Below are 24,390 nucleotides of genomic sequence, written 5' to 3'. Positions count from 1 at the left end.
CCGGAAGTGGGGGCCACTCTGCGCGAGGCGCGCATGCGCCAGCGCATCGACATCACGGACATGGAGGTGCGGACGAAGATCCGCGCCAAGTACCTCCGTGCGCTCGAGAACGAGGAGTGGGACCTGCTGCCGGGCCCGACTTACGTAAAGAGCTTCCTGCGCACGTACGCCGACGCGCTGGGGCTGGACAGCCGGGCGCTGGTCGAGGAGTACAAGCTGCGCCACGATCCGCTCGAGACGGGCGAGCTGCACCCGATCCGGCGGCCGACCGCGCGCGAGCAGCGCCGCCGCTCGGGCGGCGGGGGCGGGCGCGGCGGGCTGCCGGGCTTCGCGATCGTCGGGCTCGTCCTGGCGGCGATCGTCGTGGCGCTGTTCATCATCGGCGAGGGCGCCGACGACGGCGGCGACGACGCCTCGCAGATCACGTCGACGCCGACGCAGACGATGGCGAAGAAGAAGCCGGCGAAGGAGAAGAAGAAGGCGCCGGCCAAGCCGACGACGGTGCGGGTGCAGATCGTCCCGACGGCGGCCATCTCGGTGTGCCTGGTCAACGCGAGCGGCGACATCCTGATCGGCAACCAGATCCTCCAGCCGGGCCAGCCGAGCGAGACGTACAAGTCGAAGAAGTTCCGGCTGGTGCTGGGCAACAACGCGCTGCAGCTGAAGATCAACGGCAAGACGCGCGAGGTGCCGCCCTCCAGCGGGCCCATCGGCTACACGATCACGCCGAACGGGCGGTCGGACCTGCCCGTCGAGCGCCGTCCGACCTGCCAGCCGTCGTGAGCGCGCGCGCCGGCGTCGTCGTCACGGGCACCGAGGTGCTGACCGGGCGGGTGCTCGACCGCAACGGTCCGTGGCTGTCGGAGCGCCTGCGCGACCTCGGCGTCGACCACGCGCACACCGTCGTCGTCGGCGACCGCGACGAGGACATGCGCGCCGCGCTTGCGTGGATGGCCGAGCAGGGGATGGACGTCGTCTGCACGTCGGGCGGGCTCGGGCCGACCGAGGACGACCGGACCGCGGCGATCGTCGCGGAGTTCTGCGGCCGTTCGTTCGAGCTCGACGAGGCGCTCGAGGGGCGGATCGCGAAGATCCTCGAGCGGCTGACGAAGCGCTGGCCCGATCTCGATCTGGACGCGATCCGCGCGGGCAACCGCAAGCAGGCGATGGTGCCCGTCGGGGCCGCCGTGCTGGAGCCGGTCGGCACGGCGCCCGGGTTCGTCGTCCCTCCCGTGGACGGGCGACCGGGTCCCACGGTCGTCGTGCTGCCCGGCCCACCGCGCGAGCTGCAGGGCATGTGGCCGGCCGCGGTCGAGACCGAGGAGCTGAGCGCCGCGATCGGCGGGCGCACCGAGTACCGCCAGGTGATGCTGCGGATGTTCGGGATCCCGGAGTCCGAGATCGCCGAGACGCTGCGGATCGCGCGGCGGTCGGGCGTCGACCTCGATGCGCTGGAGATCACGACCTGCCTGCGGCGTGGCGAGGTCGAGGTGGTCACCCGGTACGAGCCGCCGCAGCAGGACGTCTACGACGCCTTCGACGCGGTCGTCCGCGAGCGCCACAGCGACACGCTGTTCTCCGACGACGGCACGTCGGTCGACGAGCAGGTCGCCGGGCTGCTGAAGGACCGCGGGCTGACGATCGCGACGGCGGAGTCGTGCACGGGCGGGCTTCTGGCCGGCCGGTTGACGGACCGCGCCGGGTCCTCGGACTACGTGCTGGGCGGCCTCGTCGTGTACTCGAACGACGCGAAGATCGCGCTGGCGGGCGTGGACGCGGGGCTCATCGACCGCGTCGGCGCCGTCTCGGTCGAGGTCGCGCAGGCGCTGGCCGGCGGCGCGCGCTCGAAGCTGCACGCCGACGTCGGCGTCGGGATCACCGGCATCGCCGGCCCGGGCGGCGGCACCCCCGAGAAGCCCGTCGGGACCGTCTGCTTCTCCGTCGAGGGCCCCGACGGCTCGCTCACCCGCAGGCTCGAGCTCCCCGGAGGCCGCACCGACGTCCGCGACCGGTCCACGACCGTCGCGATGCACATGGTCCGGCGCGTCCTGCTGGGTGAGGTCGACTGAGGCTCTTCGCGGCCCTCGAGCTGCCCGACGGGGTGGTCTCCGCCCTCCACGACTGGGCGACGGAGGCGACGAGCGGGCTGCGCGTCCTCCCTCCGTCGTCGTTGCACGCGACGCTGGTCTTCCTCGGCGAGCAGCCGGAGGAGGACCTCGAGGCGATCTCGGCCGCGGTCCGTGGCGCCGACGGGCCGGCGCCGCGGCTCTCCCTCGGACGGCTCGCCGCCCTCGGCCGCGGCAGGGCGCTCGCCGTCGACCTCGTCGACCACGACGGCGCGGCCGCGGACCTGCAGGGCCGGCTGGCCACCGCGCTCGCCGATCTCGGCGTCCACGAGCCGGAGGTTCGCGCCTACCGGCCGCACGTCACCGTCGCGCGCGGCGACCGCGTCCGTGTGAAGGGACTGTCCCCGCTTCCGGAGCTGCCTTCGTTCCACGGCACCGCCGTGACGCTGTTCCGCTCCCACCTCGGCCGCGGCGGGGCGCGGTACGAGGCGCTGGTTTCCGTGCGTCTGCAGGCGTGAGCCTCCGCTCGTCGCGCTCGGTCGCGGGCGGTACGGTGCGCGCATCAGGAGCCGCACGATCCACCCGGCCGTCGTCGGCGTCCTCGTCGCCGTGGCGGCGCTGTGGCTCCCCGCGGGCGCGTCGGCCCGGAGCACGCTGGTGGACGTCCCCGTGTCGGGGCGGCTCGACGTGGCGGCGCTGGTGCGGCTTGGGCTGGACGTCACCGAGGACGTGACGCCGCGCCGCGCGCGGGTGCTGCTGCGCGACGCCGCCGACGCGCGCAGGCTGCGGCGGGCGGGGTGGACCTACCGGGTGGTCGTGCGCGACGTCGACGCGGCGTCGCGCCGGCGCGTCGCGCGAGCCTCCTCGTCGCCGGCGCTGCCGAGCGGGCATGCGCCGCGCTACCGCGTGCTCGACGAGTACGTCTCCGAGCTGGCCGCGCTGGCGTCCGCGCATCCGGGGCTCGTCCAGTCCGTCACGCTGCCGGAGCGCTCGGTCGAGGGACGGCCCATCACCGGCGTCGAGCTGGCCTCCAACGTCAACCGCGACGACGACGGCCGGCCGGTGTTCGTCGTGCTCGGGCTCCATCACGCGCGCGAGTGGCCGTCGGGCGAGGTGGCGCTCGAGTTCGCCCACGACCTCGCGCGCGGCTACGGGACGTCGGCGCGGATCACCGCGCTGCTCGATCGCGTCCGGGTGCTCGTCGTCCCGGTCGTCAACCCGGACGGCTACGTCGCGTCGCGCGGCGATGACCCCGCCGCGGCCGGCGGCGTCGACGAGCAGCGCCGTCGCAACTGCGCCGCGACGACGCCGGCGGAGGAGGCGATGCCCTGCATGTTCCGGGAGGGCGTCGACCTGAACCGCAACTACGCGGCGGGGTGGGGCGGCGTCGGCGCGGGCGTGGACCGAACGAGCGAGACGTACCGCGGCCCGGCGCCGTTCTCCGAGCCCGAGTCGCGTGCGGTCCACGAGCTGCTCCAGCGCCGGCAGGTCACCGGCGTGCAGTCGCTCCACACGATCGTCGCCCAGGTGCTGCGCCAGCCGGGCTTCCGCGACTACGGCCCCGAGGCGCCCGACGAGGCGCGGATGCGCGAGCTCGGCGACCGCCTCGGCGCCGTCACCGGCTACCAGTCGCTGCACGGCTACGAGCTCTACGACGTCAACGGGGCGGCCGAGGACTGGAACTACATCGCCCAGGGCGCCTACGGCTACACGGTCGAGCTCGGCCCGGCGTCCGACAGCGGCACGAACCCGGTCTTCCACGGGCCGTTCCAGACCGCGGTCGTCGACCAGTACTACGGCGGCTCGGCTTCCGGGCGCGGGATGCGCGAGGCGCTGCTGCTCGGCGCCGAGGCGGCCGGCGACCTCCGCGACCACGCGCTCGTCGCCGGCTCCGCGCCCGCCGGCTCGGTCCTGCGCCTCCGCCGCTCGTTCCGCACGTCGACCGTCGCGATCTGCACTGCCACCGGCTGCGCGACCCGCACGCCGCCGCAGCAGCTCGACGACTTCGTGGAGACGACGCTGACCGTCGGCGCGAGCGGCAAGTTCACCTGGCACATCGGCCCGTCGACACGGCCGTGGATCGGCCGCGACGGGACGCGCGAAGCATGGACCCTGTCCTGCACACCAGCCGACGCGACCTCATCGAGCGCCGGGGAGGCGCCGTCCCCGAGCGCGTCTTCCGCCGCCACCTCCGAGCTGGTGGTCGTCGGGCGCGGCCAGACGGCGCGGGTCTCGCCGTGCACGCCCGGCGACTCGCCGGCCGTCTCCCGGACGGCGGGCATCCTCCGCGTCTCGGTCGGGGCGCCGCGCCTGCGGGCGTCGCCGACCCGGGCGGTCGTCGTGCCGGTCTCGGTGAGCGGCGGGGTGCTCCGGTCGGGGCGCCTTCGACTGATCGACCGCCGGCGCCATCTGGTCGCGAGCCGCTCCTTCGGGCGCCTGGCGGGGGAGCGGACGCTGCATGTCCCGCTGCGCGCGCCGCTCGGACCGGGCCGCTACCGCCTCGTCCTCCGCGGAACCGCGACGGACGGCGCGAAGGCCGGCGACACGGCGCGCCTCGTCGTGTCCCGGCGCTGAACCGCGCGTCTTCCGGCGCACTTCGTGGCACCCGTGGCACGCGGCCGCGCTCAGCATGTGTTCCGTCCGATGCCCGACGCATCCTGTTGCGTCCCAGACGAAGTGAGTGAGGTTGACCAGAGCATGTCCGTGAGCGAGCAGGAGAAGGCCGCGAAGGCCCGCGACGCCGCCCTGCAGGGGGCGCTGTCCCAGATCGAGCGCCAGTTCGGGAAGGGCTCCGTCATGCGCATGGGCGATGAGGGCGCTCAGGTCAAGGTGCAGGCGATCCCGACCGGCGCGCTGTCCCTCGACCTCGCGCTGGGGATCGGCGGGGTCCCGCGCGGCCGCATCGTCGAGGTCTTCGGCCCGGAGTCCTCCGGCAAGACGACGCTGATGTACCACATCCTGGCCGAGGCCCAGAAGATGGGCGGCGTCTGCGCGTTCATCGACGCCGAGCACGCGATGGACCCGCTCTACGCCAAGGCGATCGGCGTCAACATCGACGAGCTGCTCGTGTCGCAGCCCGACTACGGCGAGCAGGCGCTCGAGATCGCCGACATGCTCGTGCGGTCCTCGGCCGTCGACGTCATCTGCGTCGACTCCGTCGCCGCGCTGACCCCGCGCGCCGAGCTCGAGGGCCAGATGGGCGACACCACCGTCGGCTTGCAGGCGCGCATGATGTCCCAGGCGATGCGCAAGCTCGCCGGCAACCTCAACCGCACCGGCACGCTCTGCCTCTTCACGAACCAGATCCGTGAGAAGGTCGGCGTCATGTTCGGCTCGCCGGAGACGCAGCCGGGCGGTCGCGCGCTCAAGTTCTACTCGTCGCAGCGCCTCGACATCCGCCGCATCGAGACCCTCAAGGAGGGCACCGAGGCGGTCGGCAACCGCGTGCGCGTGAAGGTCGTCAAGAACAAGGTCGCCCCGCCGTTCAGGCAGGCGGAGTTCGACATCGAGTTCGGCCAGGGCATCTCCACCTCGGGCTGCATCCTCGACCTCGGCATCGAGCACGGCGTCGTCACGAAGTCGGGCTCGTTCTTCTCCTACGGCGACGAGCGGCTCGGCCAGGGCCGCAACAACGCCAAGGCCTACCTCAACGAGCACGGGGAGGTCGCCGCCGAGATCGAGGCGAAGATCTACGAGGCACTCGGGATAGACCGCGACAAGGTGGCCGAGATCGAGCCCGACACGGACATCCCGGCCATGCCGGAGGCCATCGCCGCCGTCTGACGCCGCGCGCGGTGAGCGAGAAGTACGAGAAGGCGCTCGGCAGGGCGTACCGGTACCTGGGTCACCGGGACCGGTCGGTCGCCGAGCTGCGCCGGCACCTCGCGGTGAAGGAGCCGGACGCGGACGTCGTGGACGCGGTCGTCGAGGAGCTCGAGAACCAGGGCTACCTCGACGACGCGCGCTTCACCGAGCGGTTCGCGGACGACAAGCGGCGCCTCGAGGGATGGGGGCCGGACCGGATCGCCCGCAAGCTCGGCGACGCCGGCATCGCCCGCGCGCACATCGAGGCCGCGCTCGCGCAGCGCGACGCGGAGGACGACCTGCAGGCCGCCGTCGCGCTGCTGCAGCGCAAGCTGCGCGAGCCGCCCGCGGACGACCGCGCCCGCGAGCGCGCGCTCGGGTTCCTCGTCCGCAAGGGCTACGACCTCGACCTCGCCTACGACGCAGTCCGCGCGATCAGCCGGTGAGGTACGATCCGGCGAAGCGAAGGCACCGGGCCCGAAAGGGCATGAAAGGGCAGCAAAACCGCAGTTTCCGATTCGTAGTTGCTTCGGCCCCCACGACACCAGAACCCGACCGAACACCGCATCACCGTCGTAGCCTGAAGCGCGACCGCCAGGTCGCTCGTCCGCTGTCCCGGCGTGCATCGGCACGGCCCGGACCCTCGCTCCAACCACTGAGAGAAGACCTGGGCCGGCTCCGGCCGTCCCAGCTGGGGAGAGAGAGCAATGGAACTGGTGATCGCGGCGGCGCTGGTGGCGACGGGGCTCGTCGCCGCCGCCGTCGTCTTCCGGAGGCCGAGCGCGGCCACCGCGGGGCCCGGCGCCCCGGCGGCCGCGCCGGTCGCCGGCGCCGCGTCGCACGGAGCGGTGAGCGCACGCGAACGAGAGCTCGAGCAGCGCGCCGAGGAGCTGCGCCAGCGCGCGGCAGAGCTCGAGCGGCGCAACGTCGAGATGGAGGCCAAGGCCGCGGAGGTCGCGGCGCTCGGCGCCGAGCTGGACCAGGAGCGCGCGCTGCTGGCCCAGCAGCGCGAGGAGCACGTCAAGGCGCTCGAGCGCGTCTCCGGGCTGTCGGCCTCCCAGGCCAAGCAGCAGCTCGTCAAGCAGGTCGAGGACCAGGCCAAGCACGACGCGGTCCGCACGCTGCGCCAGGTCGAGGAGCAGACCAAGCGCGACGCCGAGCGCCGCGTCCGCTCGATCCTCGCGGTCGCCATGCAGCGCCTCGCCGCCAGCCACGCCGCCGAGACCACGGTCAGCGTCGTCCAGCTGCAGGCCGACGACATGAAGGGCCGCATCATCGGCCGCGAGGGCCGCAACATCCGCGCCCTCGAGAACCTCACGGGGATCGACTTCATCATCGACGACACGCCCAACGCGGTCGTGCTGTCGGGCTTCGACGGCGTCCGCCGCGAGATCGCCCGGATGACGCTCGAGAGGCTGCTGCAGGACGGGCGCATCCACCCGGCCCGCATCGAGGAGGCCTACTACCAGGCGAAGTCCGAGCTCGAGGCTCACATCGTCGAGGCCGGCGAGAGCGCCGCGTTCGACGCGAACGTGCCGGGCTTGGATCCTGAGCTCGTCAAGCTCCTCGGCCGCCTGAAGTTCCGCACCAGCTACGGGCAGAACGTGCTCGCGCACTCCGTCGAGTGCGCGCACCTCGCGGCGATGATGGCCGACGAGCTCGGCGCCAGCGCGAACACCGCCCGCCGCGCCGCGCTGCTGCACGACATCGGCAAGGCCGTCTCGCACGAGGTCGAGGGCCCGCACGCGCTCGTCGGCGGCGAGTACATGCGCCGCCACGGCGAGACGGAGGCCGTCGCGCACGCCGCCGAGGCGCACCACAACGAGGTCGAGCCGCAGACCATCGAGGCGGTCATCGTCCAGGCCGCCGACGCGCTCTCCGGCGCCCGGCCCGGCGCCCGCGGCGAGTCGCTCGAGTCCTACGTCAAGCGCCTGCGCGAGCTCGAGCAGCTCGCCAGCCGCCACAAGGGCGTCGAGAAGGTCTACGCCATGCAGGCCGGCCGTGAGATCCGCATCATGGTCGCGCCGAACGACATCGACGACGACGGCATGACGCTGCTCAGCCACGAGATCGCCCGCGAGATCGAGCAGGAGCTCGAGTACCCGGGCCAGATCAAGGTCACCGTCATCCGGGAGTCGCGCGCGGTGGAGTACGCCCGCTAGCGGCGAGCCCGAATCGCCCGGCGGGCCGAGCCGCGGTTGCCCGCGGCGTCGGTCGCCCGGGCCACGACGACGAGCCGCACCGCGCCACGGCGGCGGCCGAGGAGCGCGCGGCGCCCCCGCGCGGTGAGCCGGAGGCGCAATGCGGCCGCGCGGCCGGCGAGAACGCGCCGCTTCGCGGTCGCCACCACGAGCCGCCCGCTCGCCAAGCGCAGCTCGACCGCGCACGTGGCCGGCTCGTCGACGCGGCACGTCAGCGTGAGCCCGCGGCGCAGCAGCGTCCGCACCAGCGGGCGCGTCGCGACGCGAACCCGGATGCGCGGCGCACGCCGATCGGGCAGCACGACGAGCTGCGGGACCGGCGTCAGCAACGGCGCAGTCGCGACGACCTCGCCGGTGTCCCGCGGCGGCGCGGCGCCCGCGTCGGCAGCCACCGGCGGCTGCTCGGGCGGCGGCGGCGCGGGCAGCTCGACGGTGAACGTGCGGGTCCCGCTCGTGGCGACGTTGCCCGCCTTGTCGTGGACGATGACCGACCAGCGGTGCTCGCCCTCGGCAAGCGCAGCCGGGGCGGAGGCCGAGGTCGCGGTCGGCGGGAGGTCGCCGGGGATCGGCTGACCGTCGATGACGAGGAAGTAGCGGGCGATGCCGCTGCCGCTGCCGCCGGCGTCGGTCGACGGCTGCCACGAGAAGACCGGCTCCGCGCCGGTGACCGCGCCGGGCGCCGGGTCGAGCTGGACGGGATCCGACGGCTTCGTGCGGTCGACGAGCAGCGAGCGGAACGGCGTCTGCGACGTGTGGCCGGCCCTGTCGCGCGCCCGCACCCACCACTGATGCGGCCCGGCGCCGAGGTCGGCGGGCAGGTACGTCCCGGTGCCCGCGCCGGTGATCGTCGCCCGCGAGACGCCGTCGACGAACACGTCGTACTGCTGCAGGCCCGAGCCGGCGTCGGACGACGGCTCCCACTCGAAGAACGGCCGCGGGTCGTTCGTCGCCGCGCCGGGCGCCGGCCTGATCGTCGTGAAGGCCGCCGGCGCGATCGTGTCGACCGTGAGGCTGCGCGTCGTGTCGGACGAGCGGACGTTGCCGGCCTTGTCGACGGCGCGGACCGACCACGAGTGCACGCCGTCGGGCAGCGGCGTCGCCGGCGTCGCGGTGATCGTGCCGGGCAGCAGCCGGTCGCGCTCGACCACCGAGCCGGCGCCGGCGCGATTGACGACGAGCTGGTAGCACTGCAGGCCGCTTCCGACGTCGCCGGTGGCCGACCACGCGAGGTCGGGGGTGGGATCGCCGATCACGGCGCCGTCGGCCGGGCCGGTCAGCGGGAACGCGACGGGCGGCGTCGTGTCGCCGGGGATGCGCAGCGCCGACCGCCCGTCGACGCGCCCGTCGGCGGCGACCTTCCCGTAGAGCGCCGGCACGAGGTCGGCGCTGCGCACGATCGCGTCCTTGAGCGCCGCCGTGCTGATGGTCGGGTGCGCCGTGCGCACGAGCGCACCGATCCCCGTCACCACCGGCGCGGCCATCGAGGTGCCGCTCAGGTAGCCGACGGAGTCGCCGACGGTCGCGCACCGGATGAGGACGTCGTCGAGGTGGGCGCCGTCGTCCTGGCCGCTGCCGTCGCTGTGCAGGCGGAACCGGAAGCGGACCTGCGGCTCGTCCTGGAGGAACTCGAGGTCGACGAGGCCGGGCAGGAACGCTCCGCCGGTCGGCGGCATGCCGAAGTTGAACTGCGTCCACGGACCCGACGGCCCGAGCTTGTACTCGGCGACGAAGAGGTCCCCGGCGCCCAGCACGAGCCGGTAGCGGTACGTCATGACGCAGCCCTTGCGGCCGGTGAAGTTCAGGACGTCGCTCAGCGTCGCGGTGCGGTCGGTGTTCGCCGCGTAGTTCGCCCCGGGGCTGTCGGTGATGCTCTGGGTGGGGCTGGCGGAGCGCTCGGTCGTGCGCGCGAAGGCGCCGGCCGCGCCCTCGTTCCAGTGCTGCGCGCCCTCGAAGTCGTCGCTGTGCAGCACGTCGGGCGGGATGACGGTGCTCAGGATGTCCTGGCCGGGCGCTGCGACGTCGACGCCGGACCCGAAGTTCGAGAACCCGATCAGGGCGTCGGTGCGGCGCGTGGCGGCGACGCACAGGACGTTCGCCGATGGGTACGAGCACGGGTACGTGGGCTCGACCGCCACGTCGTCGCCCACCTGGTCGGCGCCGCCGTTGCCGGCCGAGACGACGTAGAGCGTGTTCGGGTTCGCCTCGATCGCGTCGCGTTCGGCCTGCGAGGGCGTGGGGCTGCCCAGGCTTGCGTTGACCAGCCGGACGCCCTTCTGGCCGGCGTAGGCGAACGCCGACGCGGTGGCCGCCGAGCTGCACGTGTTGACGCACGCGCGCAGCGGCACGAGCCGCGTCTGCCACGCGACGCCGCTGATGCTCGTCCCGTTGTTGCCCTCGGCCCCGATGATCCCCGCCACGTGCGTGCCGTGGTCGGTGATGCCGTACGGCTCGTTGTCGTCGCGGATGAAGTCCCAGCCGCGCACGTCGTCCACCAGGCCGTTGCCGTCGTCGTCGACGTGGTTGGACTCCCGGCCCGCTCCGGTCTCGCCGGGGTTCGACCACAGCTGGAACGCGAGGTCCTCGTGCCCGAAGGCGATGCCGCTGTCGACGACTGCGACGGGGACCGTGGGGCTGCCGGTGGTGATGTTCCACGCGTTCACCGCGTCGATGTCGATCCCGGCGGGTCCGGTCGTCCCGAGGACGGTCTGACCGGTGTTGCGCAGGCTCCACTGCTGGGCGAACCCGGGATCGGCGGGGATCGCATGCGGCTCGCGCTCGAGGTTCGGCTCGGCCCAGAGCACCGACGACCTCGCCTCGAGCCGCTCGATCGCCCGGCCGACCGCGCCGCGCGGCACCTGCAGGAGCTCGGCGTGGGGGAGGACCAGGCGTTGCTCGAGCCGCGCGCCGGCGGCCGCGCGGGCCGCCGCCCGCTCGGTGCCGTCCGCCGCCGGCCGGTACCGGACGACCACCTCGCCGGGGATCGTCTGCGCCGCCGCGACGCCGGTGCCGAGCGCGAGCAGGGCGACCATCGCGGCGAGAGCGGCGGCGCAGCGCATGGCTCAGCTGGCGCCCACGTAGACGGCGCTGAGGGCGCCGTGCGTCACGACGGCGTCCCCGTTGCCCTGGCGGCACTGCAGCTGGATCTGACGCGCTCCGGCGGCGACGGGCGCGCTCACGGCGTTGAGGGAGACGTGGGTCGGCGCCGCGGAGCTCGTCTGGTTGGCGAGCGCGCCGAACCCGAACTCGCCTCCGGCGATGGCTCCGTCGACGACCACGCGACAGCCGCCGTCCATCGCCTGCGCGGCGTTGCCGGCGATCACGTTCGCGCTGGCGGTGATGAGGATGCGGCCATCGGCCGGCAGCTGCAGCGTGACCGATCCGCACAGGTTCGCGGCGTCGGTGAAGACGAAGCTCGCGGGGTTGCAGGCGGCGCCGCTGTACACCGACCGTCCGGGGCCGGCCTGGCCGGGAGCGCCGTCGGCGCCGTCCTTCCCGTTGGTGCCGTTGGTGCCGGTCGCGCCCGCCGGGCCGGCGGGACCGGCCGGGCCCGCCGGCCCGCGCTCGCCCGCCTTGCCCGCCTTGCGCAGTGACGCGACGTCCGCGGCGCGGAGGTCGGCGAGCCGCAGGCTGCCGTTCTTGACGTGCTTGCCACGGATCGCGTTCTTCGCGATCTGCCCGCCGCTGATCTTCGCGGCGAGGCGCGCGACCGGATCCGCGAGCGCGCTGCCGGCCAGCGCCGCGATCAGCGCGACGATCGACACGACGAGCGCCGCGCGGCCGTGCAGGTGGTTCCTCATCGTTGCTCCTCCGACTCGGTGGCGGGGGCGTCGTCCGCGCTCCAGGCCAGGAGCTGGCCGGCGAGCTGCGAGACGTCGCTGAGCCGGATGCGACGGCGTCCGCGAACGTCCTCGACGAGCACGCCATCGGGCGGCGGCTGGAGGACGACCACGAACGTGCGGCGCGAACCGGTCACGATCGGCGACGCTAGGGGCGGGGGCGAAACGCACGCGAAACGCCCTCGCGCGCCGTCGGCCGAGCGGGTCTAGCGTCGCCGCCATGTTCCGTCGCACGCCGATGTCCGCGCTCCCGCTCGCCGCGTGCCTGCTCCTCGTGCCGGCCATGCCGGCAACGGCCTCGACGCGTGCGGCCACCGTCGTGCGGGTGGTGGACGGCGACACCGTTCGCGTGCGCGCGGGCGCGGCGGCGACGACGCTCGAGCTCGCCGGGGTGTCCGCTCCGGAAGGGTCGGCGTGCTTCGCTCGGCAGGCCACGAGCAGGCTGCGCAGCCTGCTGCCCGCCGGCGTCCGGATCCGCTTCGAACGGCGGCCGGGAACGCGCAGTGCCTGGATCCGCCGCGGGACGCGCGCGGTCAACGTCGCGGTCGTCGCCTCGGGGCACGCGAGGGCGGGCTCGCTCGGCGGCGCGCGTGGCGCGGCGATCCGCGCGGCGCAGACCGACGCGCGCGACGCGGGCGCGGGCCTGTGGACCGCCTGCGCCGCTGCGCCTGCGCCGCCGGCCCCGGCACCCGCGCCGACGCCGACACCGACGCCCGAGCCCGAGCCGATCCGGGGCGAGGAGGCGAAGACCATCCTGCGTTCGCTGCTGCGCCATCAGCACTTCAAGCGCATCGGTCAGGTCAACTCGAGCAGCGGCAGCCTCTCGAGCCGCGACGAGTGGGGGTTCTGCAACGAGGCCTACGCCTCCTACTCGTTCTCGAGCGGCAGCTTCGGCTCGAGCGAGGACACCGACACGGGCACCTGGTCGGTGATCGACGCCGTCGCCGATCCGTCCCGGCGCGCGGCGCAGGGCACGATCCAGCTCACGTCGTCGAGCCGGGCGCCACGGACGATCGAGGTCGGCATCGACAGCGCCGGCGACGACCTCATCGACGAGCTGCGCTTCAGCGAGCAGCAGGCGTACGACTGCTCGGGCGCGCCCGGCGACTGAAGCCGCAGAAGTTCAGGGTGCCCACCCTGAAGACGGGGTGACGCGCGGTCGGCAGGCTGCGCCGCATGGGACCAGGGACGGTCGCCCTGCAGCCGGGGCCTTCGAGGCACCACGGGACGGACCCCGGCGTGCTGCGCGCGCGGGTGTGTCGTGCGTTGCGATGGGCGCTCGACGAAGGCGTCCTCGAGCCGGCCGAGGTGCTGGCGCTCGTCGCGTCGTCCACCCGGGGCGGCGCGGCCGTGCGTCTGCGACTGCGCGTCCTCGGCCGCTTCGCCGTCGAGCGCGACGGGCGCAGCGTGCCCGACGCAGCGTGGGAGCGGCCGCTCGCCGCGCGCGTCGTGCGCTTCCTGCTCGTCCACGACGGGGCGGCGGTGCCGGAGGACGCGATCTTCGAGGCGTTCTGGCCGGACATGCCCGTGGCTTCGGCGCGGCAGAACCTCCGCATCGCCGCGCGCCGTGCGCGCGACGTCCTCGGGGCGGAGGCGATCGAGCGGTGCGGGCGCACCTGGCGCCTGGCGCTCGACGACGACGTGATCGTCGACGCTGCGGCGTTCGACGCGCAGGCGGTCGAGGCGCTCGCCGCGACGGGTGGTGGGCGGCGCGCAGCGCTCGAGCGCGCGGCGGCCGCGTGGACGGGCGAGCCCCTGCCCGAGGAGCGGTACGCCGACTGGGCCGCGGTCTGGCGCGAGCGCCTGCGCGACCGCTACGCGGAGGTCCTCGGCGCGCTTGCCCGGACGTGCACCGCCGAGGGCGACCACGCCGGGATGCTGCGCGCCGCTCGCGCGTCGGTGGTGCTCGAGCCGTGCAACGAGGCGGCCCAGCGCGACCTCATGGTCGCGTACGCGCGCGCAGGCCTGCGCGGACACGCGCTCCGCCAGTTCCGCGAATGCCGGCGGGTGCTCGTCGACGAGCTGGGCGTCGAGCCCGACTGCGCGACGGCGCTGCTGCACCGGCGCGTGCTCGCCGGCGACCGCGTCTGAGCGCGCGTCGCAGCCACGGCGACCGCTACCTTCTCGCCGCCCGCGGGTTTGGATGACCGGGCAAGACAGCCAACGGGAGGCGGCAACGAACATGAAGAGGGTCCTCGCAGCGACGGTGGCGGCGCTGCTCACGATGCTCCTGGGCGCCGGGTCGGCGTCCGCGGCGGCGCCCGTCGCGAGCACCGGCGGCGTCGGCTCGATCACGTCGAGCGGCGCGAAGCTGAACGGATCGGTCGATCCGAACGGCGAGCGCACGACGTACTACTTCGAGTACGGCACGACGACGCGGTACGGCTCGCGGACGCCCGACGGCGCGACCGGCACGGGCACGAGCGCGGTGAAGGTCTCGGCGACCATCGGCGGCCTCGCGCCGAACACGACGTACCACTACCGGCTCGTCGCGTCGAACCCGAGCGGCGTCGATGCCGGCTCCGACAGGACGTTCAAGACCAAGCCGCAGCCGCTCGGCCTGCAGATCGCCGCGAACCCGGGCAACCCGGTGACGTTCGGCTCGCCCGCGGTGATCTCCGGCACGCTCACCGGCACCGGCAACGGCGGCAGGCAGGTCGTGCTGCAGGCGCGCACGTTCCCGTACACCGCCGCGTTCGCCCAGGTCGGCAACCCGGTGGTGACGGCGGACAACGGCAACTTCTCGTTCACGCTGCTGCCGCAGACGATCAACACGCAGTACCGGGTGCAGACCGTCGCGAAGCCGGCCGTCACGAGCCCGATCCTCAACCTCGGCGTCGCGGTGCGCGTGGCGACGAACGTGACGAAGACGCGTGTCAAGCGCGGCCGCACCGTGCGGTTCTTCGGCACGATCAAGCCGGCCAGGGCGGGCGCGCAGTTCGCGGTGCAGCGCGAGAAGACGCCGGGCGTGTGGCAGAACGTCGCCGGCGGGATCACCCACGGCACGGGCGATTCGAGCAGCTGGTCCAAGCGGGTGAAGATCCGCCGCGGCGGCAACTACCGCGTGTTCGTCCTGATCATCGACGGCAACTACGTGTCGGGGATCGGGCGGACGGTCAAGCTCCGCTCGTTCAAGTAGGCAGGGGTTCGGGAACGGCGGCCGCCGCCTGGCGGCCGCCCCGAACTACTCTTGGGCAGGCCGATGAAGCGCTTCCACGTCACCACCTTCGGGTGCCAGATGAACGAGCACGACTCGGAGCGGATGAAGGGCATGCTCGAGTCGCTCGGGTACTCCGAGACCGGGGAGGCCGAGGACGCCGACCTCATCCTCTTCAACACGTGCTCGATCCGCGAGAAGGCCGACGAGCGCTTCATCGCCCGCCTGCAGCAGGCGGCCGCGCTGAAGAAGCGCGATCCCGAGCGCGTCATCGGCGTCGGCGGCTGCTGGGCGCAGTCGGTCAAGGAGCAGGTGTTCCGGCAGTTCCCGTACGTCGACGTGGCGTTCGGGCCGGGGCAGGTGCACAAGCTCGCGGAGTTCCTCACGAGCGACTCGATCACCGCGCAGGGGTTCTTCGAGTTCGAGGGCTTCACCGGCCACCTGCCGATGAAGCGCGCGCGCGAGTTCCAGGCGTGGATGCAGATCTCCGTCGGCTGCAACTGCCGGTGCTCGTACTGCATCGTCCCCTCGACGCGCGGGCGCGAGGTGTCGCGGCCGTTCGACGAGCTCGTCGACGAGGCGGCGCGCCTGGCCGGCGACGGGGTCCGTGAGATCACGCTGCTCGGCCAGAACGTCAACTCGTACGGGCGCGACCTGCGGCCGGACCGGCGGACGTTCGCCGAGCTGCTGCGCGCGCTGGACGACACCGGCGTCGACCGCATCCGCTACACGTCACCGCACCCGAAGGACATGCGCGAGGACGTGATCCGCTGCCACGCCGAGCTCGGGTCGCTGTGCGAGCACATCCACCTGCCGCTGCAGTCGGGCTCGACGCCGATCCTCAAGGCGATGCGGCGCACGTACTCGAAGGAGCGCTACCTCGACCGCGTCGCGCTCATCCGCGAGCACGTGCCGGACGTCGCGCTGACCACCGACATCATCGTCGGCTTCCCGGGCGAGACCGAGGAGGACTTCGAGCACACGCTCGACGTCGCCGAGCAGGTCGGCTACGACGGGGCCTTCACCTTCATCTACTCGCCGCGCCGGGGCACCGAGGCCGCGGAGCTGGCCGACGGGTTCCTGCCACACGAGGTGTCGGTGGAGCGGATGGAGCGGCTCGTCGAGGTCGTCCAGCGCCGGGCGCGCGAGCGGGCGCAGCGCTTCGTCGGGCGCACGATGGACGTGCTCGTCGAGGGCGTCTCGCGGACCGATCCGTCGAAGCTGCGCGGTCGGACGCGCCACAACAAGACGGTGAACTTCACCGGGCTCGCCCAGCCGGGGGAGCTCGTGCAGGTCGAGATCACGGGCGCGACCTCGACCACCCTGTCGGGGGAGGAGCCGCTGCTCTCCCGCATCGGGGCACCCTGATCGCGAAGTTCTTCGGGGACCCCCCGAGGCCAGCGGAGCCGCCGGTGAGCACCATCGGGGCATGCTCCGCTTCGCCCTTCCGCTCGTCGCCTGCGCGGCGTTCCTGATCCCGGCCTCCGCGCAGGCCGCGCCGTACTACGAGGTCGACTACACGGTCGGGCTCGACGCGACGGCCAACTGGTCCTACAGCCGGTTCGTCGATCACGGCGGCGGCAACACCGACAAGGTCGACGCGACGGTCACCGCGAAGGTCAGCGGCTCGATCACCGACGTCCTGTTCCGCAACGGGGAGCTGCTCTCCGTGAAGCCGACCGGCCTGGCGACGATCGACGTCACCGGCGGCGCGACGGTCGTGCAGACCCGCTGGAACCCGGTCAAGCAGACCATCGAGACGACGACCGACCAGTGCACGGCGGTCGGCGGCCTGCCGGGCGGCGCCGCGCACATCGCGAAGGATCCGTCGGGTCTGGACACGCCGAACGCCGCCGATCTGGTCGTCCGCCTGACGACGGCGATGTACGTGCAGCTCGACTGCACCAAGACATCGGACGCCGGCTTCGACTTCGCCGCGCCGCAGAAGGAGTTCCCCGACGGCGAGTTCGACTCGGACTTCACGCTGCCGCACGAGGCCGTCGGGATGGGCACGATCATCCAGAACGTCGGCGCGTCGGTGGCGCGGCGCAGCCCGCAGTTCTGCCCCGGCATGGACGCCTACGTGACGGCGTGCTCGTTCAACTGGAGCGGCAAGCTGACGTTCGACAAGCAGGCCGAGTACCAGTACGGGATCGAGACGCTGCCGCCGGCGCCGGCGGACGAGCTGACCGAGGCCGACGTCCCGCCGGTCCCGCCGCGTCCCACGGGTTCGGTGACGCCGCCTGCGACCACGACGCCCACGCCGTCGTCGTCGGGCTCGGGCGGCCCCGGCGTGCTGCTGCCCGCCACCGGCAAGGTCTCGCGGCTGGGCGACCGGCTGACGTTCAAGGTGACCTGCCCGGCCGGGTGCAGCGGGAAGGTGGTCATCGCCGGCACGCAGCTGCGGGTGCGGTTCCCCGCTTCGCGGTCGGCGCGCCTGGCGACGGTGAAGGTCCCCAAGTCGCTGCGGCGGGCGGTGCGGAGCGTGAAGGCCGTGAAGGTGACGCTGACGCCGCTGTCGGGCGGCAAGCAGGTCAGCCGGAAGCTGCGCCTGCGCTAGGCAGCTCGTACTCGAACCACGCGGACCGCTCCGCGCCGGTGCGCTCGTACAGGCGCTGGGCGGTCCGGTTGTCGAGCGCGGTCTGCCAGCTGAGCGTCGCCGACCCGCGCTCGCGGGCGACCGCCCGGGCCGCCTCGATGAGCTGCCGGCCGACGTCCCTGCCGCGGGCGTGCTCGGCGACGAACAGGTCGTTGAGCAGCACGTGCTCCTCGGCGGTCGTGCTGCTGAACGTCCAGTAGAGGTTCGCGAGCCCGAGCGCCTCTCCGGTGCCGGCGTCCCGCGCGACGAGGAGCAGCCCGGCGTCGCCGCCGCCCATGAACCGGGCGAGGAACGCGCGGTTCTTGTCGTCGCCGGCGTCGGTCGCGGTGTAGAACCGCTGGTAGCCGGCGAAGAGCGGCAGGACGTCCTCCAGGTCGTCGACCGTGGCGGGGGAGATGGCGACGGGCACGCGGCGATCCTACGTCTTGGCTCCGTCATGACGCTGTGCGAACATGTGTTCGCATGCGCTGGGACAACCTGACGATCGAGGCCGACGAACGCTCGCGCCTCCCCGGCTACAAGGACGGCGCCGTCGTCCGTCGCTTCGACGCCCCCGAAGCCCTCGACACCCGCTTCCACGAGGTCCGAGCGAAGTCCGCGCTCAACCGAGTCCCCAAGGCTTCGCAGGTCCCGTTCCGTTGGACGATCAACCCGTACAGGGGATGTTCGCACGCATGCAAATACTGCACGCATGCAAACACTCCGGTGCTCATGGCCGACGGCACGCACCGCCCGATCAAGGATCTTCAGGTCGGTGACGCGATCGTAGGGACCGTCCGGGACGGCTCGTACCGCCGCTACGTCGAGACCGTGGTCAAGGATCTCTGGACGGTCATCAAGCCGGCGTTCCGCGTGATCCTCGAGGACGGGACCGAGTTGATCACGAGCGGCGACCACCGCTTCCTCACCGGTCGGGGGTGGAAGCACGTCACCGGCGCGATGAGCGGCGCAGACCAGCGTCCGTACCTGACGCTCAACAACGCTCTCCTAGGCACGGGGAAGTTCGCGGAGCAGCCCGATCACGACGACGACTACATGCGCGGCTACCTCTGCGGGATGATCCGCGGAGACGGAACGCTCAGCTCACGCGAGTACGTGCGGCCGAGCGGATCGATCGGCGCCCATCACCAGTTCCGGCTCGCGCTCGCCGACCTGGAGGCGCTGTACCGCTCCCAGGTGTTCCTCGCATCCCTCGGCGTGGGATCTCGTGAGTTCCTCTTCGCCGCAGCGACGGAGCGGCGCCGGGAGATGATGGCGCTCCGATCAGGTGCGGCCGCGAAGATCCAGCGGGTCCGGGAGCTGACCGCTTGGCCGCTTTCTCCGAACGACGGCTGGCGAAAGGGCTTCCTCGCCGGCATCTTCGATGCGGAGGGCTCCTGCGCGGAGGGGGCAGCCGCAGTGAGGATCGCCAACTGCGATCGCCAGATGCTCGGCTGGACCGAGGAGTGCCTGCGTCACTTCGGCTTCGACACTGCCCGCGACGTCCCCGGCAGGGAGAACGGAATCGAGTACGTGCGGTTCCGGGGCGGCCTTCGCGAGCGGCTTCGGTTCTTCCATCTGACCGACCCCGCGATCACGCGCAAGCGCACGGTGCAGGGCATCGCGCTGAAGTCGGACGCGAAGACGCGAGTCGTGTCGATCGAGCCGCTCGGGAAGGCGATGCGGCTCTACGACATCACGACCGGGACGGGTGACTTCATCTCGAACGGCGTGGTGTCGCACAACTGCTTCGCGCGGCCGACGCACACGTACCTGGACTTCGACGCGGGACGGGACTTCGAGAAGGAGATCGTCGTCAAGGTGAACGTTCCCGAGGTGCTGCGGGCGGAGCTGGCGCGGCCGTCGTGGAAGCGGGAGCACGTCGCGATGGGCACAAACACGGACCCGTATCAGTGGGTCGAAGGCCGCTACAAGCTCATGCGCGGGATCTGGGAGGCGATGCGGGACTTCTCGAACCCGTGCTCGATCCTCACGAAGTCGCCGCTGCTGCTGCGCGATCTCGACCTGATGCTGGAGGTCGCCGCGCGGGCGCCGTTCCACGCGAACCTGTCGATCCCCACGATGGACGAGAAGGCGTGGCGGGCGAGCGAGCCGCACACGCCGAACCCGAAGGCGCGGATGGAGGCGGTGGCGGAGCTGAACCGGGCCGGCATCCCCTGCGGGATCCTCGTGGCGCCGCTGATGCCGGGCATCAACGACTCGCCCGAGCAGGTCGAGCGGATCCTCGAGATGGCCGCCGAGGCCGGCGCGACCGGGATCGGCGGGATCGCGCTGCACCTGCGCGGCGATGTGCGGCAGGTGTTCATGGACTGGCTGCGCTCGTACCGGCCGGACCTCGTGCCGCGGTACGAGGAGCTCTACCGCAACGGGGCGTACGCGCCGCAGCGGGAGCGCGAGCGGCTCGCCCGGCTGATCCACGACGACCGCATGCGCGGAGGCACATGGCCGAAGGACGTCCGCGAGGAGGCCCTCGCGCGCGAGGTGGTCAAGGAAAAGGAGCCGTTCTCGCTCGCCGAGCACGAGCGGCGCGGATGGATGCAACTGGGCGCCTCGTCGGACGATCTGCGCGGCGTGTCCCGGTCGGCGGGCGACCGGGAGCGGCGCGAGCGCGAGCGACGCTTGGCGGAGAGCCGCGCCACGAGGGACCGCGGCTCGTCTGAGACAGAGCGCACAGACGCCATGCCGCTGCAAACGACCTTGTTCTAGAGCAGGCCAACCGGGGAAGCACGGACCCTGGATGGCGCAACGGCGACCACACGTGCCCGAAGACGTGAAGAAGATGTTCGACACTCGCAGCCACGCGTGGCGGGAGGTCGGGCTCGCGCGTCAGCTGAGCCGCAAGGCGGTGCGGCGCGCACGGCTGGAGACGCTCGTGCTGCTGGCGCTGGTCGCGGCGACCGTCGTGCTGTTCGTCTACCGCAAGGAGCTGTTCGGCATCGACGCGCCGATCCGGCTCGGGGCGGCGATGGTGCTCCTGCTGCTCGGCTTCGGCCTGGCGCGGGACATCGGCCGGCTGCTCGGCCCGGCGCTCTTCCGCCGTATGGACCCCGGCACCGCGGGAACCGTCGGCTTCCTCGTCCGGCTGTTCTTCGCGACCGTCGCCACGCTCGCCGCGCTGCGGGTCGCCGGCGTGACCAACGCGAACCTCGTGCCGGCCGCCGCCGCGACCGCGGTCATCCTCGGTCTCGCGGCGCAGCAGACCCTCGGCAACCTTTTCGCCGGCGTCGTGCTCCTGAGCGCACGGCCGTTCGTCGTCGGCGACCGCGTCCGGCTGCAGGGCGGCGACCTCGCGGGGGAGGTCGAGGGCACCGTCAGCTCGCTCGGTCTCCTGCACACCGTCTTCTCGAACGGCGAGGACTCGATCATGGTCCCGAACCGGACCGTGCTGAACGTCGCGATCGTCCCGCTGCGCGAGCCCGCCGGCATCGACCTCCGCGCGCGGCTACGTCCCGGCGTCACGCCGCTCGACATCCAGCAGCTGCTGCAGCAGACGATCTCGACGCCGACCCGCGGCGAGCCGCGGATCCTCCTCGAGGAGATCGACGGCGACGAGGTCATCGTCCGCGTTCAGGCAACCCCCGAGGCCAACGCCGACGGCCCGCGCCTCGCCAGCGAGGTCCTCGCGGCGATCGGGCCGGAGACACGCCGCTTCGAGCGCGAGGCCGACCGCGAAGACCGCATCTCGAGCACCGGCGGCGAGGCGAGCTACAGCATGGACTCGTCGTAGGCGCGCGCCGCGGCGCCGTTCAGCGCTTGCTCTTCTGACCTTCGCCGAGGGCGTCGGAGATCTCGGCGGAGCCGAGCCGGCGGGCGAGGGCGGCGGAGAGGCCGGGGGCGACTCCGGCGAAGGCCGCGCCGGCGCGGAGGCTCGCGGGGGCGACGTCGATCTCGGGCGGGTCGTCCTCGATCGCCTTGACGACGGCGGCGGCGACCTGCTCGGGCGTCCGCGTGCCGACGCCCTTAGGCAGCTTCACGCCCGACTCGGCGAACATGCCGGCGTCGCGGATGAACCCGGGGAAGACGGTCGAGACGCCGACGCCGCGGCCGTGGAGATCGCCGCGCAGGCCGAGCGCGAACCCGCGCAGCCCGAACTTCGTGGCCGAGTAGATCGAGCTGCCCGGCGTCGCCGACTTGCCGGCGAGCGAGGAGATGAAGACGATCTGGCCGCGACCGCGCTCGACCATGTGCGGCACCAGCGCATGCGCGAGGACCATGGGCGCCCGGAGGTTGACGTCGAGCACCTTGTCGAGCTGCTCGACGGTGTAGTCGACGAGCGGCCCGCTGCCCGGCAGCGCCGCGTTCGCGACCAGGACGTCGACGTCGCCGCTGTCCGCGCCGAGCCTCGCGACCGCGTCGGGGTCGAGCAGGTCGACCGCCGTCGTCGTCGCGCCGATCTCGGCCGCGAGCGGCTCGAGCACATCGGTCCGGCGCCCGGTGAGGACCAGCTTCGCGCCCCGCGCCGAGAGGGCCCGCGCGATCGCCTGCCCGATGCCACCCGTCGCGCCGGTGAGGAGGACCTTCGCGCCGGCGATGTCGATGTGGCCGCCCATGAGGGTCGGAAGGTTCTCACGGAGTGCCGTCGCCGCGCGCCGAAGACGGCGGTGCCAAGAGGTCAGCGGGGGAAGACGGCGAGCGTGGCGGTGAAGCTGTGGAGGAAGCTGCCCCCGCCGACCGGGCCGATCTCGCCGCCCGCGAAGAACCCCGCGGCGGGGGCGTCGCCGAGCTCGTCGCCGATCGCCTCGGCGTCGTGGTCGGGCATGCCGAACATCCCGCGCCCGCGGCCGTTGCAGGTGAACACCAGAGCGCCGGCGGGATCCGCGCCCCCCAGCGCGAGGCGGCGCAGCTCGAGCTGGCTGTGCAGGTCGCTGGTCGCGGACTCGGCGTCGCGGGCGTGCAATCGGACGACCTGGCCCGGCCGGACCTCGGCGGCGACGGCGACGGAACCCTCGTCGGGATCCGCGCCGATCAGGCCGCGGACGAGGAAGTCGCCCTGGACGTAGTCGGGCTTGTCGCCGTCGACCACGATGCCGAGGAGCAGGCCGTGGGAGATCATCTCGCGCTCGTCCGTCGGCAGCTCGTAGATGACCTCGCGCAGCGTCTGGATCGCCGGCTTGCCCGCGAGCTCGCCGATCACGTGGCCGTCCGCCGCCGTGACGGTCAGCTCAGGGCCGACCGGCGTCGCGCCCTGCGAGACGCACGGCAGCATCTCGACGCCGTCGAACCGCACGCCGACCGCGCCGTTGGCCAGGACCTCGTCGCCGTGGAAGAGCACCGCCCCGCCCGTCGGGCCTTCACCGGACGCCACGCCGCCGAGGACCGGGACACCGGGCGACCGGGCCGCCAGCTCGGCGAGCACGAGGTCGACCGGGAACGTCCACGGGTCGGGCAGCATGATCGCCCCGGCGGCGCCCGTCAGGTCGGGGACCCCGTCGACCGTGAGCACGCCGTCGGGCATCTCCTCGACGCCGGCATGGAAGGTGCTCGCCGTGCCGGCGCCGAGCGAGGCCGCCCACACGGCGACGGCGGTGCCGCTCTCGACCTCTCGCCGCCCGCCCATCACGCCGCCGGCGCCGCATCCGACCAGCGCGCCCGGCGCCATCGCCTCGTGCACGCCCTCGAGCGTCACCGCCGGCTCCTGCAGGTGCTGGCCGGACGCGAAGAGCACCACGAGGTCGGCCGGCGCGCCATCGAGCTCGGCCCGCGCCTGGAGCGACGCGGTCACCGCCGCCTCGCGCCCGTCGCCCCCGACGGCGAGGCCACATCCGATCCGAACTCCCACGGCGCGACAGTACCCGCGGGGCGTAGGAGGCACCCGTTGGTGAACATCCCCACCCATGAGCGTCCTTGCCCTCTTCGGCCCCACCGGCGTGGGGAAGACCGCGGTGGCGATCGCGCTCGCCGACCGGCTGCGCGGCAAGGGGGAGCGTCCGGTCGCCGTGTCCGCCGACGCGCTGCAGGTCTACCGCGGCCTGGAGGTGCTCACCGGCGCGGCCGACGCGGGGGAGCAGGCGCGGCTCGAGCACCGGCTCGTCTCGATCCTCCCGGTGACGGAGCGCTTCAGCGCCGGCGAGTACGCCCAGCGCGCGCACGCGGAGATCGACGGGCTGCTCGACGAGGGCGCGACGCCGATCGTGGTGGGCGGCACGGGGCTCTACCTCCGCGCCGCGCTCGCGGACCTCGATCTCCGCCCGGCCCCGCCGCCCGAGCTGCGCCGCGCTTGGGAGCGCAAGATGGACGAGCACGGCCCCGAGGCGCTGCACGCCGACCTCGCCACGCGGGCGCCGCGGACCGCCGCGCGGATCGACCCCCGCGACCGCAGCCGGATCATCCGCGCGCACGAGCTGCTCGACATGGGCGCCGACGACGCGCCGCCCGGCGAGAACCGCCTCTGGACCTCTGACACGAGGCACCCGACGCGGCTCGTCGGCCTGATCATGGACCGCGACGCGCTCTACGCGGCGATCGACCGCCGCGTCGAGGCGATGGTGGCCGCGGGCGCGGCCGAGGAGGTCCGGCGGGCCGACGCCGGCGACGCGAGCGAGACGGCGCGCAAGGCGCTCGGGTTCGAGGAGCTGCTGGCGGGCGACGTCAAGGCGATGCAGCGACGGACGCGCCAGTACGCGCGCCGGCAGCTGACGTGGATGCGCAAGCTCCCCGACGTCGAGCTCATCGATGTCACCGGGCGAGCGCCGGAGGACGTCGCCGCGGAGATCGCGCCGTAACGGCA

21 protein-coding genes are annotated in these 24,390 nt (G+C 73.2%); 15 read left to right on the top strand and 6 right to left on the bottom strand.

Annotated features, from left to right (window positions below; all coding sequences use genetic code 11):
• The first annotated feature begins 6 nt into the window (after window positions 1-6).
• The 7 genes from AC1UE4_RS05870 to rny all read left to right on the top strand — a co-directional run bounded on the left by AC1UE4_RS05870 (window position 7) and on the right by rny (window position 8,032).
• Window positions 7-783, top strand: a complete 777-nt coding sequence (locus tag AC1UE4_RS05870) for a helix-turn-helix domain-containing protein (protein WP_482916284.1) — start codon at window positions 7-9, stop codon at window positions 781-783.
• Complete coding sequence (locus AC1UE4_RS05865) at window positions 780-2,069, top strand: competence/damage-inducible protein A (protein ID WP_482916283.1); 1,290 nt, start codon at window positions 780-782, stop codon at window positions 2,067-2,069. The genes AC1UE4_RS05870 and AC1UE4_RS05865 overlap by 4 nt, the downstream gene beginning before the upstream one ends.
• Entirely contained in the window at window positions 2,066-2,584 is a 519-nt protein-coding gene (gene thpR, locus AC1UE4_RS05860; protein WP_482918209.1) for an RNA 2',3'-cyclic phosphodiesterase, read from the top strand. Before AC1UE4_RS05865 ends, thpR begins: the two co-directional genes overlap by 4 nt.
• Window positions 2,585-2,675: 91 nt before the next feature.
• Complete coding sequence (locus AC1UE4_RS05855) at window positions 2,676-4,640, top strand: M14 family zinc carboxypeptidase (protein WP_482916282.1); 1,965 nt, start codon at window positions 2,676-2,678, stop codon at window positions 4,638-4,640.
• A 123-nt stretch (window positions 4,641-4,763) separates the two neighbouring features.
• Entirely contained in the window at window positions 4,764-5,849 is a 1,086-nt protein-coding gene (gene recA, locus AC1UE4_RS05850; RefSeq protein ID WP_482916281.1) for a recombinase RecA, read from the top strand.
• 11 nt (window positions 5,850-5,860) lie between these two features.
• A complete protein-coding gene (locus AC1UE4_RS05845) occupies window positions 5,861-6,316 on the top strand; it encodes a regulatory protein RecX (protein WP_482916280.1) in 456 nt (151 codons plus the stop codon).
• A 261-nt stretch (window positions 6,317-6,577) separates the two neighbouring features.
• Window positions 6,578-8,032, top strand: coding sequence for a ribonuclease Y (gene rny, locus AC1UE4_RS05840; RefSeq protein WP_482916279.1), 1,455 nt, complete (start codon window positions 6,578-6,580; stop codon window positions 8,030-8,032).
• Here rny and AC1UE4_RS05835 read toward each other — a convergent pair.
• From AC1UE4_RS05835 to AC1UE4_RS05825, 3 genes are read right to left on the bottom strand one after another with little or no spacing between them, the layout of a single operon-like run.
• Window positions 8,029-11,127, bottom strand: coding sequence for a S8 family serine peptidase (locus tag AC1UE4_RS05835; protein WP_482916278.1), 3,099 nt, complete (start codon window positions 11,125-11,127; stop codon window positions 8,029-8,031). The two genes, rny and AC1UE4_RS05835, sit on opposite strands and share 4 nt — an antisense overlap.
• A gap of 3 nt (window positions 11,128-11,130) precedes the next feature.
• Complete coding sequence (locus tag AC1UE4_RS05830; RefSeq protein WP_482916277.1) at window positions 11,131-11,868, bottom strand: hypothetical protein; 738 nt, start codon at window positions 11,866-11,868, stop codon at window positions 11,131-11,133.
• The gene (locus tag AC1UE4_RS05825; protein WP_482916276.1) at window positions 11,865-12,044 is read right to left on the bottom strand and encodes a hypothetical protein; all 180 of its coding nucleotides are present in this window, start codon (window positions 12,042-12,044) and stop codon (window positions 11,865-11,867) included. The genes AC1UE4_RS05830 and AC1UE4_RS05825 overlap by 4 nt, the downstream gene beginning before the upstream one ends.
• A gap of 83 nt (window positions 12,045-12,127) precedes the next feature.
• Between AC1UE4_RS05825 and AC1UE4_RS05820 the strand changes: the two genes are divergently transcribed.
• The 5 genes from AC1UE4_RS05820 (at window position 12,128) to AC1UE4_RS05800 (ending at window position 17,624) form a co-directional block, all read left to right on the top strand.
• On the top strand, window positions 12,128-13,018 hold the full coding sequence (locus AC1UE4_RS05820) for a thermonuclease family protein (protein ID WP_482916275.1): 891 nt from the start codon (window positions 12,128-12,130) through the stop codon (window positions 13,016-13,018).
• Between the two features lie 65 nt (window positions 13,019-13,083).
• Window positions 13,084-13,998, top strand: coding sequence for an AfsR/SARP family transcriptional regulator (locus AC1UE4_RS05815; protein ID WP_482916274.1), 915 nt, complete (start codon window positions 13,084-13,086; stop codon window positions 13,996-13,998).
• 91 nt (window positions 13,999-14,089) lie between these two features.
• On the top strand, window positions 14,090-15,046 hold the full coding sequence (locus AC1UE4_RS05810) for a fibronectin type III domain-containing protein (protein ID WP_482916273.1): 957 nt from the start codon (window positions 14,090-14,092) through the stop codon (window positions 15,044-15,046).
• A 63-nt stretch (window positions 15,047-15,109) separates the two neighbouring features.
• Window positions 15,110-16,432 carry a tRNA (N6-isopentenyl adenosine(37)-C2)-methylthiotransferase MiaB gene (gene miaB, locus AC1UE4_RS05805; RefSeq protein WP_482916272.1) on the top strand — a complete coding sequence of 441 codons (1,323 nt, stop codon included), beginning with the start codon at window positions 15,110-15,112 and terminating at the stop codon, window positions 16,430-16,432.
• A gap of 61 nt (window positions 16,433-16,493) precedes the next feature.
• Complete coding sequence (locus AC1UE4_RS05800) at window positions 16,494-17,624, top strand: hypothetical protein (protein WP_482916271.1); 1,131 nt, start codon at window positions 16,494-16,496, stop codon at window positions 17,622-17,624.
• Here AC1UE4_RS05800 and AC1UE4_RS05795 read toward each other — a convergent pair.
• Window positions 17,599-18,072, bottom strand: a complete 474-nt coding sequence (locus tag AC1UE4_RS05795) for a GNAT family N-acetyltransferase (protein WP_482916270.1) — start codon at window positions 18,070-18,072, stop codon at window positions 17,599-17,601. The two genes, AC1UE4_RS05800 and AC1UE4_RS05795, sit on opposite strands and share 26 nt — an antisense overlap.
• Before the next feature lie 53 nt (window positions 18,073-18,125).
• Here AC1UE4_RS05795 and AC1UE4_RS05790 point away from each other — a divergent pair, with 53 nt between their 5' ends.
• Window positions 18,126-20,369: an intein-containing Rv2578c family radical SAM protein gene (locus AC1UE4_RS05790; protein WP_482916269.1), complete on the top strand. Its 2,244-nt coding sequence runs from the start codon at window positions 18,126-18,128 to the stop codon at window positions 20,367-20,369.
• Between the two features lie 73 nt (window positions 20,370-20,442).
• Entirely contained in the window at window positions 20,443-21,390 is a 948-nt protein-coding gene (locus tag AC1UE4_RS05785; RefSeq protein WP_482916268.1) for a mechanosensitive ion channel domain-containing protein, read from the top strand.
• A 19-nt stretch (window positions 21,391-21,409) separates the two neighbouring features.
• Here the strand turns inward: AC1UE4_RS05785 and AC1UE4_RS05780 are convergent, their stop codons facing one another.
• Together AC1UE4_RS05780 and AC1UE4_RS05775 are read right to left on the bottom strand one after the other, a co-directional pair.
• The gene (locus AC1UE4_RS05780) at window positions 21,410-22,213 is read right to left on the bottom strand and encodes an SDR family NAD(P)-dependent oxidoreductase (protein ID WP_482916267.1); all 804 of its coding nucleotides are present in this window, start codon (window positions 22,211-22,213) and stop codon (window positions 21,410-21,412) included.
• Between the two features lie 62 nt (window positions 22,214-22,275).
• Window positions 22,276-23,442: an FIST signal transduction protein gene (locus AC1UE4_RS05775; RefSeq protein ID WP_482916266.1), complete on the bottom strand. Its 1,167-nt coding sequence runs from the start codon at window positions 23,440-23,442 to the stop codon at window positions 22,276-22,278.
• A 55-nt stretch (window positions 23,443-23,497) separates the two neighbouring features.
• On the opposite strand from AC1UE4_RS05775, the gene miaA reads away from it, so the two are divergent.
• The gene (gene miaA, locus AC1UE4_RS05770) at window positions 23,498-24,385 is read left to right on the top strand and encodes a tRNA (adenosine(37)-N6)-dimethylallyltransferase MiaA (RefSeq protein WP_482916265.1); all 888 of its coding nucleotides are present in this window, start codon (window positions 23,498-23,500) and stop codon (window positions 24,383-24,385) included.
• The last annotated feature ends 5 nt before the right edge of the window (window positions 24,386-24,390 follow it).

The organism is Parviterribacter kavangonensis, from assembly GCF_056863335.1.
This window is presented reverse-complemented; position numbering and strand designations above follow the sequence as displayed.